Origin of the sequence: uncultured Flavonifractor sp., assembly GCF_944385615.1 — a bacterium.
Classification (GTDB): Bacteria; Bacillota; Clostridia; order Oscillospirales; family Oscillospiraceae; genus Flavonifractor.
In genome coordinates, this window is the sequence record NZ_CALWXV010000085.1 from 1 (window position 1) to 13,933 (window position 13,933).

Annotated in this window: 19 protein-coding genes and 2 pseudogenes; 19 read left to right on the plus strand and 2 right to left on the minus strand. The window is 51.3% G+C overall.

Going from position 1 to position 13,933, the window contains the following annotated elements; all coding sequences use genetic code 11:
* The 15 genes and pseudogenes from Q0J75_RS13035 to Q0J75_RS13100 all read left to right on the plus strand — a co-directional run.
* On the plus strand, positions 1-189 hold a 189-nt coding region (locus tag Q0J75_RS13035; RefSeq protein WP_297202209.1), incomplete at its 5' end, for a hypothetical protein.
* A gap of 13 nt (positions 190-202) precedes the next feature.
* A complete protein-coding gene (locus Q0J75_RS13040; protein WP_297202212.1) occupies positions 203-592 on the plus strand; it encodes a hypothetical protein in 390 nt (129 codons plus the stop codon).
* Between the two features lie 58 nt (positions 593-650).
* The gene (locus Q0J75_RS13045; RefSeq protein ID WP_297202215.1) at positions 651-815 is read left to right on the plus strand and encodes a CD1375 family protein; all 165 of its coding nucleotides are present in this window, start codon (positions 651-653) and stop codon (positions 813-815) included.
* A gap of 45 nt (positions 816-860) precedes the next feature.
* Complete coding sequence (locus Q0J75_RS13050) at positions 861-1,256, plus strand: hypothetical protein (protein ID WP_297202219.1); 396 nt, start codon at positions 861-863, stop codon at positions 1,254-1,256.
* Complete coding sequence (locus Q0J75_RS13055; protein WP_297202221.1) at positions 1,249-2,610, plus strand: N-acetylmuramoyl-L-alanine amidase; 1,362 nt, start codon at positions 1,249-1,251, stop codon at positions 2,608-2,610. Before Q0J75_RS13050 ends, Q0J75_RS13055 begins: the two co-directional genes overlap by 8 nt.
* Position 2,611: 1 nt before the next feature.
* A complete protein-coding gene (locus tag Q0J75_RS13060) occupies positions 2,612-3,082 on the plus strand; it encodes a phage holin family protein (protein ID WP_297202226.1) in 471 nt (156 codons plus the stop codon).
* A gap of 207 nt (positions 3,083-3,289) precedes the next feature.
* The gene (locus tag Q0J75_RS13065; RefSeq protein ID WP_297202229.1) at positions 3,290-4,324 is read left to right on the plus strand and encodes a hypothetical protein; all 1,035 of its coding nucleotides are present in this window, start codon (positions 3,290-3,292) and stop codon (positions 4,322-4,324) included.
* A gap of 60 nt (positions 4,325-4,384) precedes the next feature.
* Positions 4,385-4,444: pseudogene (locus Q0J75_RS13255) on the plus strand (holin); the annotation flags it as partial.
* 64 nt (positions 4,445-4,508) lie between these two features.
* The gene (locus tag Q0J75_RS13070) at positions 4,509-4,664 is read left to right on the plus strand and encodes a phage holin family protein (protein WP_297202232.1); all 156 of its coding nucleotides are present in this window, start codon (positions 4,509-4,511) and stop codon (positions 4,662-4,664) included.
* Between the two features lie 137 nt (positions 4,665-4,801).
* Positions 4,802-5,182, plus strand: coding sequence for a helix-turn-helix domain-containing protein (locus tag Q0J75_RS13075; protein ID WP_297202235.1), 381 nt, complete (start codon positions 4,802-4,804; stop codon positions 5,180-5,182).
* Positions 5,179-5,727 carry an ImmA/IrrE family metallo-endopeptidase gene (locus Q0J75_RS13080; RefSeq protein ID WP_297202238.1) on the plus strand — a complete coding sequence of 183 codons (549 nt, stop codon included), beginning with the start codon at positions 5,179-5,181 and terminating at the stop codon, positions 5,725-5,727. Before Q0J75_RS13075 ends, Q0J75_RS13080 begins: the two co-directional genes overlap by 4 nt.
* 376 nt (positions 5,728-6,103) lie before the next feature.
* Positions 6,104-6,325: pseudogene (locus Q0J75_RS13085) on the plus strand (phage holin family protein); the annotation flags it as partial.
* Between the two features lie 264 nt (positions 6,326-6,589).
* Positions 6,590-7,015 (plus strand): Panacea domain-containing protein, encoded by a 426-nt coding sequence (locus Q0J75_RS13090; RefSeq protein ID WP_297202241.1) that lies wholly within the window; start codon positions 6,590-6,592, stop codon positions 7,013-7,015.
* Complete coding sequence (locus Q0J75_RS13095) at positions 7,008-7,940, plus strand: hypothetical protein (RefSeq protein ID WP_297202244.1); 933 nt, start codon at positions 7,008-7,010, stop codon at positions 7,938-7,940. Before Q0J75_RS13090 ends, Q0J75_RS13095 begins: the two co-directional genes overlap by 8 nt.
* Positions 7,941-8,257: 317 nt before the next feature.
* Complete coding sequence (locus tag Q0J75_RS13100) at positions 8,258-9,022, plus strand: hypothetical protein (protein ID WP_297202247.1); 765 nt, start codon at positions 8,258-8,260, stop codon at positions 9,020-9,022.
* Positions 9,023-9,092: 70 nt separating this feature from the next.
* Here the strand turns inward: Q0J75_RS13100 and Q0J75_RS13105 are convergent, their stop codons facing one another.
* Both Q0J75_RS13105 and Q0J75_RS13110 read right to left on the minus strand, forming a co-directional pair.
* Positions 9,093-10,403 (minus strand): FeoB small GTPase domain-containing protein, encoded by a 1,311-nt coding sequence (locus tag Q0J75_RS13105; RefSeq protein ID WP_297202250.1) that lies wholly within the window; start codon positions 10,401-10,403, stop codon positions 9,093-9,095.
* Positions 10,394-10,636 carry a FeoA family protein gene (locus Q0J75_RS13110; protein WP_297202254.1) on the minus strand — a complete coding sequence of 81 codons (243 nt, stop codon included), beginning with the start codon at positions 10,634-10,636 and terminating at the stop codon, positions 10,394-10,396. Before Q0J75_RS13110 ends, Q0J75_RS13105 begins: the two co-directional genes overlap by 10 nt.
* A gap of 234 nt (positions 10,637-10,870) precedes the next feature.
* Between Q0J75_RS13110 and Q0J75_RS13115 the strand changes: the two genes are divergently transcribed.
* The 4 genes from Q0J75_RS13115 to Q0J75_RS13130 form a co-directional block, all read left to right on the plus strand.
* Entirely contained in the window at positions 10,871-12,238 is a 1,368-nt protein-coding gene (locus Q0J75_RS13115; protein ID WP_297202258.1) for an MATE family efflux transporter, read from the plus strand.
* Between the two features lie 371 nt (positions 12,239-12,609).
* Positions 12,610-12,951, plus strand: coding sequence for an IS66 family insertion sequence element accessory protein TnpA (locus Q0J75_RS13120; protein ID WP_297202261.1), 342 nt, complete (start codon positions 12,610-12,612; stop codon positions 12,949-12,951).
* Positions 12,945-13,301 (plus strand): IS66 family insertion sequence element accessory protein TnpB, encoded by a 357-nt coding sequence (gene tnpB, locus Q0J75_RS13125; RefSeq protein ID WP_087292425.1) that lies wholly within the window; start codon positions 12,945-12,947, stop codon positions 13,299-13,301. Before Q0J75_RS13120 ends, tnpB begins: the two co-directional genes overlap by 7 nt.
* 57 nt (positions 13,302-13,358) lie before the next feature.
* A partial coding sequence (locus tag Q0J75_RS13130; protein WP_297202268.1) for an IS66 family transposase zinc-finger binding domain-containing protein occupies positions 13,359-13,933 on the plus strand: 575 nt, incomplete at its 3' end.

The window sequence follows — 13,933 nt, forward strand, 5'->3', positions numbered from 1 at the left end:
AACCATGTTGCCACATTACCAGAAGGCTATCGTCCGAAAGAAACTATCCCAGCACTTTGCGGGATAGGCGGGTTAGGGTCGGAAACTGGATATATCAAAGTAGATGCCAGTGGAAATGTATTTTTTGGGGTAGGTGAGCGGAGCACTAACATCGTTTTTGCACAAATTGTGTTCATAGGTTCACAATAAAAAGGGGTGTGCTATGGGTTATAAACACGAATGTGTCATAGATGCACAAAACCGCTATAAAACCTTGGTTCGGGTACGTCTAAAAGATCAGGAAGGCAAGCAAATCCAGAACTACGAAATGCTGCAAGGTGAATCGCTGGTGGACACCACTCCCCCTGTCATGCGGCCCTATGCAGGGGCGGCGGGGTTTATCAGCCCCCGATGGGATGCAGACGCATCCGCCTGGGTAGAGGCTGCCACCGAGGAGGAGATCACTGCCTGGGAGGCGGAGCACCCCTACCCGAAAAAGCCAGAGCCAACCCCCACGGTGGAGGAGTTACAGGCCAAGGTCACCGCCCTGACCACCTCCAACCAGATGCTGGAGGACTGCCTGGTGGAAATGGCGGCGGTGGTTTATGCGTGACCTTTTGGGCCGGTTGGCCCTGGGGATATATTTTTTATTTGCGAAAGGAGACAAAGAAATGATGGCTATGTTGTTTGCGGTTCGGATTGTGGAGGAGCGCACCAAATTCGACCAGGTGCCCCGGCTGCTGAAGCAGGATGTGGCCGATATCCTGGTCAAGGACTTCGGTATGCCGGAACTGGTGCCCGGTGAGTTTGGCGGCACCGCTGACAGTACCCAGTAACCCCAAAGGAAGTAAAAACCTACGATTTGCAAAGGAGAAATGAATATGTCTATTAACTACAACCAGCTGACCCCTGCCTGCTACGCCATTGCCAACGCCAACGATGTGGATCTGGGTGTGGGCAACTCCATGCTCCAGAACAACATCCGGCTGGGCCGGGATGAGCACAAGGGCGCTATGGTGCTGCCCCGTGCCTTCCGCCCCGACTGGGCCGCCCTGCATGAGGCCAACCCCGACCTGGCCGCCGTCAATGACGACTACAACGCCTACATCCGCAAGCGCCAGTACCTGATGAAGCAGCTCAAGCCCCTGTGGAACGACGGCAACTACCAGGGCATGATCGACCTGATGGAGGCCACCGCCGACCCCGGCCCCGTGTCCGGCCCCGCCCGTGAGGAGTGGGAGAAGGAGCAGGAAGAGGCCGCTGACGACCATGAGTAAGCGCATTGCCCTGATCTCCCTCCAGTCCATCGACCGGCTGGAGATTGTGGTCACAAATTGCCGCAAGTCGCTGGCTCAGGTGAAGGGGGAGACGGGGGCCGACTATATCCTCAACGGCGGCATGTGGAACCCGGACGGCTCCCCCTGCCGGGGGCTAATGGTTTCCGGTAAGCTGCTGTCCAATACTCCGTGGGGCAACGTCCCGGGCTATGCCTGGGACGGCCCCGGAGATATCGCCCTGACCACCGATTGGCAGAGCGGCGCCAATTTTATCGCCGTGTCTCCCATGATCCACGACGGCAAGGCTCTGGACATTCCTTATGCCGCTGCCCAGGGAGGGAAGCGGGGCCGGTCCGCCATGGGGCTGGTCAACGGCTGCCTGGGGCTGTACTGTTCCTCGGACGGCTCGGTGGACGCTTCCGCGCCGGAGGACTTACAGAAGGAGCTGCTGGGCCTGGGCTGGGACTCCGCCATGATGCTTGACGGCGGCGGGTCCTCCCAGTGCGATTTTGACGGCCAGCAAATCACCGCCACCCGCAAGGTCCACAACTGGATCTGTGTGTGGACCAAGGGAGCGACCAAAGAAGCGGACGAGAAGGAGGAAAGCACCATGAGCAAGATTGTGTGCCTGGACCCCGGCCACGGGCCGGGCAATGTGAACGGTTCCCCGGATGGAGCCTACAAGGAATATGAGTTCACCTGGGACTTATATACCCGTCTGAAGCCGCTGCTGGAGCAGCAGGGGGTGACGGTTGTTTGCACCCGGACCCAGGACCAGGTCCCCGGCCTCACCGCCCGGGCCAACGTCAGCAACCGGGCCGGAGCCGACCTGTTTGTTTCCCTGCACTCCAACGCCACTGGCGGCGGGGGCTGGAGCAGCGCCCGGGGCTTTGTGGCCTACACCTCCAGCGGCCCGGAGACCGCCGAGCGCAATCAGGCGGCGGTGGATATCCTGGATGCGGTAGAGGCCCAGGGGGTGGTGCTGTTCGGCACCGGGAAACCCTATCATGAGTTGTTCACAGTACTTACCGCCACTACTGCCCCCGCTGTGCTGCTGGAGTGCGGCTTCCACACCAACCAGGAGGATGTGGCCCTGCTGTCCGACTCCGCTTACCGGGACAAGCTGGCCGCCGGCATCGCCAACGGTATCCTGACCTGCCTGGGCATAGACGCCGTGGAGCAGCCGGAGAGCGGCGAACCGGATCAGCCGTCCTCCTGGGCCAAGGAGGCCTGGAAGAAGGCCGTGGCGCTGGGCATCTTTGACGGCACCAACCCCCAGGGCAATCTGACCCGGGAGCAGGCCGCGGTGATCCTGGACAGGCTTGGACAGCTGCCCGAGCAGGGAGGTGGCTGATATGGAGCACGTCAACACCTTCAAGGCGGCTTTGGCCGCTCTGTGCGCCGCCCTGACCGCCCTGTGGGGGTGGTTCGGCTGGGTAGTGGTGGCGTGGATCTGTTTCATGCTTATTGATTATGCCACCGGCTCCGCCGCCGCCCTCCGGGCGGGGGAGTGGTCCAGCAAGTCCGCCCGGGACGGCATCTGGCACAAGCTGGGCAGCGTGATGGCCGTTATCGTGGCCGGGATTTTGGATGTGGTCATCGGGCACCTGCTGGCCAACCTGCCGGGGGTGGAGCTGCCCTTTGCCTACACGGTGCTGCTGTGCCCCCTGGTGGTGATCTGGTACATCCTCACCGAAGCCGGGAGCATTATCGAGAATGCCGGGGCCCTGGGCGCACCGGTACCGGGGTGGCTCAGGAAGATGATCGCCGCACTGGAACAGAAGGTGGAAGAGGCCGGGGACGGGATCGCTGGGAAAGAGGAATAGACGTTGAACCCCCCTCCGGGAAACCGGAGGGGGGTATTTTAGCGCATAGAAGTGTTATACTGCAATATGCACTTATTCATAGAGAGTTTATTTCGTTTGAAATAATTATAGATAAACATTGTGAATAGATTGCAATAATAAATAAATTGTGCTATTTTAGTATTTACAGAAAGAATTTGCCAAATTTGAGAAATGGGAGGAAGCAAAATGAGTACAGAAAAGAAAGAGGGGGCACTTGGTAAGTTTACACGTGAACAGCAAGCGTTCTCTGGGATTTTTGGAACAATTTTGACAATTGTTGTAACGGTAATTCTAACTTTAGCTGGCACTTCTGTTTACATATCCAGAGAATTTATACCTGTTGACAGTTTTGATGTTTTAGTTAAGACATATTTTGTAGAACCCGGATTTATTTCGGAAGATGTGCTTGAATTTGACACAAAAGAGCAATTTGAAACCATTGCAAAGGTTCTTTCTGAAGCTCAAGGTATGCAGGAGGAGTACAGAAGTAACCTAGAGAATATATTGCTTTCGAATGGGGTAGATGCGGAAGGCAAGTCACTTGATGAACTGTTTAGCATTGTTAATCAGATAAGTACGGATTATGCGACATTGTCAGAGGAAAATTCAAAATATGAAGGTCAGACTCTGGCAAAAATAATGTCTACCAGATTAGTTGTAGATGGAGAAGAAATTGATGTAAATATCCCCAATTCTGTTGCAACAATTGATGGCCACTATTTCTATTCTGAATCACTTTTAAATAACTTTTTAGATGAAACGATATCTGTTGATTCGTCTAATGCAACTGTTTATTATGGAGATGAACGCGCAGAAAAAGTTGTATTTGATGCAAATATGATAACTGATATAAGCAATTTCAAAACATATGCTGTTGGAAATGGCGATTCGTTTACAATGGGTACAGAGACGTATGATAACGGATTTGTTGAGAACAACTCCAGTACCTCGCGTTTTTATGCAAATCTAAAGGGAGAGTATTCTAAAATATCATTTGTAGTCGGGCATATTGACGGAACAGACATGGAGAATGGGACATTGTATGTGTATACTAAAAATGGAAATGACCAATATCGGTTGCTCAAAACATTTGAACTGACTCCGGATATGTTTCCAGAAGAAAAAACTGTAGAGATTAATTATGCCGATGGGGTTCAAATTGTTATTGAGGGGTCTTATTGGGGGAGATATGCTTTAGCAGATGTCTATCTTTATCGCTGATGGTTTACTCAAGCAAAAGGTGGGAGAGGAGGGCATTACACCATCGGCTCCGCCACCGCCCTGCGGGCGGGGAAGTGGTCCAGCAAGTCCGCCCGGGACGGTATCTGGAACAAACCGAGCAGTGTGGCGGCCGTCATCGTGGCGGCCATCCTGGACACGGCCATCGGCCACCTGCTGGCCAACCTTGCCTGGCGTGGAGCTGCCCTTTGCCTACGTGGTGTTGCTGTGCCCGTTGGTGGTGATCTGGTACATCGTCACCGCGGTGGGGATTATTATCGAGAACACCAGGACTCTGGGTGTGCTTATCCCGGTGTGGTGCAGTAAAGTAATTTTAGCTTAATAACCCTAGTGACAAGAAAATAGGGCAAGGGGACTGGCATTATTGCTAGTCCCCTTAAATACACCAAAAAATAAACCTAAAATAGGTTGACAATATGCACCTGCGTGTGGTATATTTTTGCTCGAAGGGGGAGGCTTATGATTACGCGTTTCGGAAAGGAGCTCCGGAAGATACGGATAGAACATGGAGAAATCCTTAAGGACATGGCAGAAAAGTTATGTGTAACTCCATCTTTTCTATCTTCTGTAGAGGTAGGAAAAAAGAATGTACCGGGTACTTGGGTTGAACAAATTTCCTGTATGTATGACCTTGGAGCGGCAGAAAAACAGCATTTAAAGAAGCTTGCTGAAGAGGCCGTGACTGGAATTAAAATGGATTTGCGAAATAGTACCCAGCCTCAGCGCGACGCTGCGTTGGTGTTTGCTAGAGACTTTGGTTCACTTACAGATGAAGATGCTAGTCGTATTATTGAATTCTTGAACAATAAGAAAATCAAGGAGGCCAGCGATGACCAATGACATATAGGAGTGAACCATTATCAAGACGTGCCATTCGTGCGTATGCCAAGAAAATTCGAGAACAGTTTTTACCAAGCGGTACAATCTGGTTTCCGGTTGAAAAATTTTTAGAGTGTCTTCCTGTGCTAATCGGCGATGAAGAGTTTTATTTTGAGTGTATTGAGGATTCTGAACTTCCACCTAATATCCATGCGGTTTATAGATTAAATGATAACTGTATGCAAATAAGAAACAGTGTTTATATAGGCGCATGTGAAGGAAATGGCCGTGATCGAATGACGCTAGCACATGAAATTGGACATCTTTTGCTTCTAAAACATAGTGAGTTAAATCTCTATAGAAATTTTGATGAAAACACACCATGCTATTGCGACCCGGAATGGCAGGCAAAGTGTTTTGCGGGCGAGTTGCTGATACCGGCTGACCAGGTGGATGGAATGTCGGTAGATCAGGTTGCAAAGAAATGCGGTGTATCTAAACAGGCAGCAAGGTATCAATTGAGTACGCTTGTGCAAAATAAAAGGCGGCCAAGCAAAAATGCCTGACCGCCGGCCAATACAAAATACCATCCGCTGCATGGATGAGTGATGTGTGTCTGGCCTACTTATGTTATGTGACAATTTCATAGTAGCACATTTTTCTTGTCCTTGCAAGATGTTTAATATAACTATCTTGTAAAGGAGTGGTAATTGTGTGGATTTTCCGTGCGTGGACGACCACTAGAGACGGAGAACGCATTTACGCCAAGAATTACGGAAAACGAGCGTTCCGTATTTGGATTGGTTCAAATAAGAAGAAGGTGTAATGCCCCAGAGAAGGTTTTCTATCTTGCCAGAAGGTAGAAAACCTTCTCTCTACTTATATGCAGCAACACGTAAAAGTTGTATGTTTTAGTACACTCAACTTGAAAAAAGTTGCACAAATTTTAAAATTATAATGTTTATACTGACTAATATATATATACGGGAAAATACTAAAGATAATAATATAAGACGATCTATCCTCCTCAATGTACCGAGGGTAGAGCTACCTTTCACCTACACGGTGCTGCTGTGCCCCCTAGCGGTGACCTGGTACATCCTGATAGAGGACGGGAGTATCATTGAGAACGCCGGTGCGCTGGGCGTGCCTATCCCCGCCTGACTCACCAAAATGATTGCGTTACTGGAGGCTAAGGTGGATGCTACAGGGAACTCAGCTTCTGAAAATGGAGTCAATGGAAGTAAAATCAGCAAGTCATGAAATACTGGCAATTAACATACTGTAAAATACAAAAAACAAAGAAAAGGAGCTGCTGAATGGTGCAACAGCTCCTTTTCTCTAGAAAAGCGACTTGCTTTATGATTTGACGTAATATCTTGTTTCGCATATAATATTACAAAATAAAGTAGGAGGGAGGTCTTTATTATGGCGTATACCGCACAAGAAGTGGCACATTATGTTATCACAAAATGTGTCAATGACGGCTATCCTATCAGCAATCTGCAACTGCAAAAAATTTTATACTTCCTCCAGGTGGCATCTATTCGAGCAGGACGTGGCGTAGCCTTTGAGGATGAAATGGAAGCATGGCAGTATGGCCCCGTGATCCCTGCTGTTTACTATGAGTTTGGAAGATATGGCGCTATGCCAATTATAGCTACGTATAGCGATATGTGCATCAGTGGACCAGATCGGGAATTATTTGATCCTGTGATTGTAAGCTGCTACAAAAAAACAGCATGGCAGTTGGTTGAGGAAAGCCATCGGGAAGGTGGTGCTTGGAAAAGAATTTATGGGGGGGCAGGAACCCGTCGCACGATATCCAAAGAGGTTTTAGAGCAATATGGATAAAGAGTTGGAACACGGTAAAAGGGAAGCATTTCGGAAGCTGCTCTATGATCTTGCCGTGGACGTACGGCGAGAGATGACTGCTACGCCAGAGAAGTGTCTGGAATGTCAGCAGAGATTTGAGGAAATTTATAGAGATTCAACTTCCAATGAAATCTTCCGACACTACTATTCCGATATTTTTGTTGTTATGTCCCAGGTGATAGATGATCCTGAGATACAGGATTATGATGCACTCAGGGATCATTTACAGAATATTTTGGAGTCTTATCAATGTCGGGAAGGACACCCAGATGTGCGCAATAACCTCCGCAAGCTTTACGATCATACAAGCCTTGAGTTAGGCAGACTGGTTCACACAAAGCTAATCACAGAGCAAGTATTTAAGCAAGAGGCACATTTAGATGAATTAAAGCATCTGGTTAATTCTGTAAGGTCAGAGCATGGTCGGATAGCCACAAAGGTTAATGAACATGAAGCATTTGCTAATCAGATTGATGAGGCAAAGAAAGAAATTAACGATGCAAAGAAAGAGTATATTGCAATCCTAGGTATTTTCTCTGCGGTCGTACTTACCTTCATAGGCGGAATTGCATTCAGCACCTCAGTGCTGGAGAATCTGCACCAAAGCAGTATCTATCGAATCGTATTTGCCATTTGCTTAATTGGCCTGGTGCTGTGCAATGTGCTCTATCTATTGTTCTTCTGCATCTATAGCTTGATGGAGAAAACGTTGCAAAAATGGCAGAAGCAACCCTTAATATGGTGCAATATGATTATTGTTACTGCACTTCTTTTTACAGTACTATTCTGGTATATTGGTCTGGCGGAAAAACGCAATGCCAGGATTCAAAACGAAGATCGGAGTCCAAACCAGGTTGTTGAAACCATTGTGCCAGCAAGTCAGACGCCGCTAAAAAATGAATAGAAGTAAGGTCCCCCCATGGTGCTCTGTTTGCTTGAGTGTCATGGGGGTTGGTAATTACAAATGTAAATATCTCAGCGCCTGCAGGATGCGTAGATGGCTTCCAAGAGCCGTTCCAGGGCTTGGGGACAGTGTTTCCCAACAGTCTGTTTGTGGCAAATAAATAGCTATATGCGTTGCTTGCGTTAATATGGGCTGGACATAGATCAATAGTATACTTAAATTTTACCACGTTAATTTGTAGAGATTATAATATTATATATGGGGACCAAACTCTTTAATTGTGTGTGTTATACAAAACCATAAAGGTGAGGAATTTAATGAAATACTTGTTATCATGTTTGTGTCAACATAAAAAACAATTACTTAAAAAAGTAAGGGAGAAGGCCATAAGTTTAAAAAAGTACGGATATTTTATTGTGGGTATTTGGGCGATCATAATAATTTTAATAGCTATGTATGCCTATCCTATTTATCTAAATATAAATATTAAAGCAATTTCAATTATTACGTGCCTACTTATAATAATAATCAACACCTTTTTTTACTTAAAAGAAAATAAAAAAGTTGTATATACAAGTATTTTGTTAGTCATATTATTGGAAGTTTTGGCTGGAGTTTCCTTTGCTGGACTATGTAATCTAAAAAATGAAGAAGAAGTTGTAGGGTTTGTACAACTAATAATATATTTGGTATTTTTTATTGTATACGCATTATTTATTGCTTATCGTATAAAAGAAATAGTTGATATATGGAAGAATTGGATACCTGTAGGTAAGTATATAATCTTATTTCTACAGGCAATAGTGAGAATTATTCTTCTATTTGCAAATATTTATCTCATTTTGACTTATTTTGATTCTACAACATTAAACTTTGGGAATGGAAAACCTAACGACAGCACAACGCTATATTTTGAGGTGGTATATTTTAGTGCAATGACTTTTCTAACGGCCGGTTGCGATGTTTCACCGGCAACAATTCCTGCAAAGATATTTGTGCTTATAGAGTCATTGATCTTTTCTGTTGGAATATGTATTATTATTTTTGGTTTTATTGATCGGGGACGAAATCAAGAGACATAGTAGTTTATAAAGAGGCAATGTTTCTGTTTAAATTAAAATATATTAGCGTTTTCATTGGGGGAGGAAAGTGTTACAAAATTATATAGTCTATACACATGGTAAGAGCCTGCTTTCCACAGGCTTTGGCCTTCTGAAAGGCGTGGTCCAGCAGAAAAGCCACCCGGGGAAGATAGCCAAAATCCTCCAGCAGGGTAAATAGGGGAAAGAAGATGGCCATGGGGGGCAGCATGACGCTGACCACCCAGGCCAGCACCCGGTACACCCCAAGCACCAGCGCGCCGTGGAGCCACTCCGGGGCGTGGAGCCAGGCAAACAGGTCGGTAAGCCGGTCTTGCACCCAGAATAGCCCACTGGACAGCAATTGGGAGGGATAGTTGGCCCCCTCAATGGTAAGCCACAGCACCCCGGCCAGCAGAAGCAGCATGGCGGGAATCCCAGTGGCCCGGGCGGTAAGCAGCCGGTCCAGCCGCTCCCCGCCTGAGACGGCGCTCCCCTGGGGAAGAGCGGCTTCCGCCGCCTCATGGGCTGCCTGGACCAGACTGGCGGCCAGAGTGCTCCCCAGATCATCCACGCCGCTGCGGACCAACTGCTCTCTGGCCTGGGCCAGAGCCAGCTGAAAGACTTGGTCCGAGCGGGGGTCCCAGTCCAGGTGCCGGGCCAGGCTGGGCGGCAGGGTAGGGTCCCCCTCCAGCAGACGCAGAGCGGTCCAGCGGTGGTCCAGCTGTCCATGAAGCCGGGTTTCCAGCAGGGGGCGCAGCTTGGCGGCGGCAAACTCCACCGCCGGGGGATAGCGCACCGGACGGGGTGCGGGGGGGACTTGCGCGGCCAGCAGGCCGTCCAATACCTCCATGAGATGGTCCAGCCCCTCCTCCCGCCCGGCGGAGATTCCCACTACCGGCACGCCCAGATGGGCGGCCAGGGCGGGCAGGTCTATCTGGATGTGCTTGCGGGCGGCCTCGTCCAGCAGATTGACGCACACCACGGTGCGGGGTTCCAGCTCCAGAGTCTGAAGGACCAGATTCAGGTTGCGCTCCAGACAGGTGGCGTCGCACACCACCACCGCCCCTTGGGCGCCGCCGAAGCAGAGAAAATCCCGGGCCACCTCCTCCTCGGCGGAGTGGGCCAGCAGGGAATAGGTGCCGGGCAGGTCCACCAGCAGATCGGAACGCCCCTGCCATGTACAACGGCCCTGAGCCACTGCCACCGTCTTGCCCGGCCAGTTGCCGGTGTGCTGGCGCAGACCAGTAAGGGCATTAAAGAGGGTGGATTTGCCCACATTTGGATTGCCTGCCAGAGCCACCACCCGTTCAGGGCCGTCCATGGACTGGGGAGGAGGGGCAGACGATGCGCCCAGTCCGGTGGCTGTACGGGTCAGTCCCATGGCGCGCCTGCCAGTCTGACGCCCCTGGCGTCCCGCCGGCGCAGGGCGATAACAGCCCCCCGGATCAGATAGGCCGCCGGGTCTCCTGCCGGGCTGACCGCCGTGCAGCTCACCGGGGTACCCGGCACCAGCCCCAGGTCCAGCAGCCGCCGGCGCATGGCGGGTTCAGTCAATACCTCGGCCACCTGGCCCCACTGGCCTACCCGCAGGGCATCCAAGGTCATGGTACTCATATCAAAACGCTCCTCGCTGTCGCTTGAAATAGGGGAGGCCGGGGCCGTCCCACCGGCGCAGGCCTCCACACCCTATCCTATTGCGGAGCGGAGCAGATGGTGCGGGAGAAAAACCAGTTCGTATACTGAAAATCTATTGACTAACCAACCGCTATCCATTAGAATAACAGCGAAATAAGTTCCTTTTTGCCGCGGCGGCCTGCCGCGGCTCTCTTTTCGGTTGGGAGGTCTTTTATGTCAGAAGTACAAGAAAACAAAATGGGGGTCATGCCCATCAAGCGGCTGGTGCTGTCCATGTCCCTGCCCATGATGATTTCCATGCTGGTGCAGGCTCTGTACAACGTGGTGGACAGCTATTTTGTGGCCAAGGTCAGTGAGAATGCGTTGGCCGCCGTGGGCATGGCCTTTCCCTATCAGAACCTGATGATCGCCGTCAGCGTGGGCACCGGCGTGGGCGTCAACGCCCTGCTCTCCCGCAGCCTGGGGGCCAAGGACTATGAGACCGCCAACCGCACGGCGGAAAATGGGGTGCTGCTGGCCATCCTCAGCACCATTGTGTTCTCCATCATCGGCGTGGTCTTTGCCAGACCCTTTTTCCTGGCCCAGAACAGTGACCCGGATATCGTATCCCAGGGTGTGGCTTATCTGAGCATCTGCGCCGGGCTGTCCTTCGGCCTGTTTTTGGAGGTCATGTTTGAACGGCTGCTTCAGTCCACGGGGCGCACCTTCTACACCATGATTACCCAGGGCGTAGGCGCGGTCATCAACATCATCATGGACCCTGTCCTGATTTTTGGTGTGGGTCCCTTCCCTGAGATGGGGGTAGCGGGAGCCGCCGCCGCCACTGTCATGGGACAAATTGTGGCCGGTATTCTGGCCCTCTGTTTCAACATCACCCATAATCCGGAGATCCAGCCCAGACTGAAGGGCTTCCGCCCCAGCGCCTCCATTATCGGCCGGATCTACAGCGTGGGTATTCCCACCATCGTGCTCAATTCCATCAGCTCGGTGATGACCTTTGGAATGAACCTGATCCTGGGGGCCATTTCCACCTCCACTGCCGTGGCGGTGTTCAATGTGTACTTCAAGCTCCAGAGCTTTGTGTTTATGCCGGTATTCGGATTGAACAACGGTATGGTGCCCATTGTCTCCTACAACTTCGGTGCCCGGAAGCGCAAGCGCCTCACCGATACGGTGCGCTTCAGCGCCATCCTGGCGGTGGGGATCATGCTGGTGGGTCTGGTGGTGATCCAGATATTCGCCGCCCCCATCCTGAGTATTTTTGAGGCGTCGGCGGAGATGCTGCGCATCGGCGTGCCCGCCCTGCGTATCATCAGCCTGTGCTTTGTGTTTGCCGGCTTTAATATCATCTGCTCCTCCACCTTCCAGGCTTTGGGCAATGGTGTACTGAGCATGATTATGTCTATCGTCCGCCAGCTGGTGGTGCTGCTCCCTGCGGCCTATCTGCTCTCCCTCACCGGCGAGGTGACCATGGTATGGTGGTCCTTCCCCATCGCCGAGCTGGCTTCTCTGACCCTGTGCCTCATCTTCCTGCGCCGCATTTTCCGGGAGGTCATCGCCCCGCTGGGAGAGGAAACGTAAGATTGATACTGTCCTATAATCCACAAAGGATGGCCGCCAGGCGCGGCCATCCTTTGTGGATTTTTAACCAAGTTTCTATTGAAAAGTGCCGGGGTATCTGTATATAATAATTATGTAATAAAGATTGCCGGGGCCGCTGTTCCAAAGGCGGTCCGGCAAACGCAGAGAAGAGAGTGACGAGAGCCATGCAAGATCTGATTTATACCACAGAGAAATGTATCGGCTGCAACCGCTGTATCGTAAGCGTAAAAACAGTCGGCGACTTGTCAGGGTAAAATGTCTCTGCCAAACTATAAGAGTCTGAGGAAGTGCATGGTAGTACAAGGTAGTACCAGAGAGTGTCCCAGACTCCAAGATAGTGAGGTGCAGGCATGGAGAAGGCGGCAAGTTTACAGAGAGCCAATCAGCAACAGCGGTTGGTGGAATGGAGTCGGCGTGTGGAGGCCTGCCGGAGCAGCGGGCTGCCGGTAGGTCAATGGTGCCAGGAAAATGGGATAGCGCTATCCACCTATTTCTTTTGGCAGAGGAAGGTATTTCAGGCGCTGAAAGAACTCCAGGAGGTGACCTTCGCAGAGGTGCCGGTCATGGAGCGTACCCAGCCCTCCGGGCATATCGTAGCAGCCATGGAGGTAAGCGGTGTGCGGATCCAGGTCTACGAGGGAGCGGATAAGGCCACACTGCAGGCAATTCTCCAGGCGGCAAAGTCATGCTGAACGATTTCAACTGCAGCTGCCCGGTGTACATTGCCTGCGGATACACAGACCTGCGGCGAGGCATTGATGGGCTGGCCAATCTGGTAAAGAGCCAGTTTCAGATGGATCCCTTTCAGCGGGCGCTGTTTCTGTTCTGCGGGAGACGGCGGGACCGGCTCAAGGCACTGTACTGGGAGGGAGACGGCTTTCTGCTGCTGTATAAGCGTCTGGAGAGCGGCAGTTTCCAATGGCCCAGGAACACGGAGGAAGTGCAGACCCTGACACCCCAACAGTACCGCTGGCTGATGGAGGGACTGAAGACCGAGCAGCCGAAGGCAAACAAAGCGGTGTCCGGCCTGAGCGTGATCTAATGCCGGAAAATGCTGAAAACATTGGCTTTTTGCCCTATTTTGTGGTATCATTTACTCATGGGAAATGAAAAGAACACTGCCGCAAGCACCCCGGAAATGGTGACCATCTCACGGGCGGAATACGAGTCTCAGCAAGCACAGCTGACTGAGTTAAAGCTCCAGAACCAATGGCTTCTGGAGCAGCTTGGCCTTGCAAAAAAGCGGCAGTTTGGGGCATCCTCAGAGCGGCTCCAGGAGGGCCTGATGGACCAGCTGTCTCTCATGGCGAACGAGGCGGAGGCCTACGCCTATGGGACGAAAAATGCCACAGCGGAGCAGGTGGCGGTAAAGGCCCATGCCCGCAAGCGGCAGAGCGGCAATGTGTTGGATATCGTGCCGGAGGGAACCCCTACGGAAGTGGTGGAACACCGTCTTTCCGAAGAAGAGCGCATCTGTGATGCCTGTGGTACAGTCATGGAGGAGATTGGCAAAGAGGTGCGCCGGAGCCTGAAGATGGAGCCGGCCCGGTTCTGGATCCGGGAGGATGTGTACTACACCTACGCCTGCAAGCAGTGTGAAGCGGAAACAGGGGAAGGCAATCTCCGAAAGGCGCCCAGACAGCCAGTGCTTTGCCCAGGCAGCTTTGCCTCACC

Coding starts and splice junctions, on each gene's coding strand:
- Q0J75_RS13055 (WP_297202221.1), top strand. CDS start 1,249: ATGAGTAAGCGCATTGCCCTGATCTCCCTCCAGTCCATCGACCGGCTG.
- Q0J75_RS13095 (WP_297202244.1), top strand. CDS start 7,008: ATGGATAAAGAGTTGGAACACGGTAAAAGGGAAGCATTTCGGAAGCTG.
- Q0J75_RS13040 (WP_297202212.1), top strand. CDS start 203: ATGGGTTATAAACACGAATGTGTCATAGATGCACAAAACCGCTATAAA.
- Q0J75_RS13120 (WP_297202261.1), top strand. CDS start 12,610: ATGGAGAAGGCGGCAAGTTTACAGAGAGCCAATCAGCAACAGCGGTTG.
- Q0J75_RS13050 (WP_297202219.1), top strand. CDS start 861: ATGTCTATTAACTACAACCAGCTGACCCCTGCCTGCTACGCCATTGCC.
- Q0J75_RS13090 (WP_297202241.1), top strand. CDS start 6,590: ATGGCGTATACCGCACAAGAAGTGGCACATTATGTTATCACAAAATGT.
- Q0J75_RS13045 (WP_297202215.1), top strand. CDS start 651: ATGATGGCTATGTTGTTTGCGGTTCGGATTGTGGAGGAGCGCACCAAA.
- Q0J75_RS13075 (WP_297202235.1), top strand. CDS start 4,802: ATGATTACGCGTTTCGGAAAGGAGCTCCGGAAGATACGGATAGAACAT.
- Q0J75_RS13060 (WP_297202226.1), top strand. CDS start 2,612: ATGGAGCACGTCAACACCTTCAAGGCGGCTTTGGCCGCTCTGTGCGCC.
- Q0J75_RS13100 (WP_297202247.1), top strand. CDS start 8,258: ATGAAATACTTGTTATCATGTTTGTGTCAACATAAAAAACAATTACTT.
- Q0J75_RS13065 (WP_297202229.1), top strand. CDS start 3,290: ATGAGTACAGAAAAGAAAGAGGGGGCACTTGGTAAGTTTACACGTGAA.
- Q0J75_RS13105 (WP_297202250.1), bottom strand. CDS start 10,403: ATGGGACTGACCCGTACAGCCACCGGACTGGGCGCATCGTCTGCCCCT.
- Q0J75_RS13110 (WP_297202254.1), bottom strand. CDS start 10,636: ATGAGTACCATGACCTTGGATGCCCTGCGGGTAGGCCAGTGGGGCCAG.
- Q0J75_RS13080 (WP_297202238.1), top strand. CDS start 5,179: ATGACATATAGGAGTGAACCATTATCAAGACGTGCCATTCGTGCGTAT.
- tnpB (WP_087292425.1), top strand. CDS start 12,945: ATGCTGAACGATTTCAACTGCAGCTGCCCGGTGTACATTGCCTGCGGA.
- Q0J75_RS13115 (WP_297202258.1), top strand. CDS start 10,871: ATGTCAGAAGTACAAGAAAACAAAATGGGGGTCATGCCCATCAAGCGG.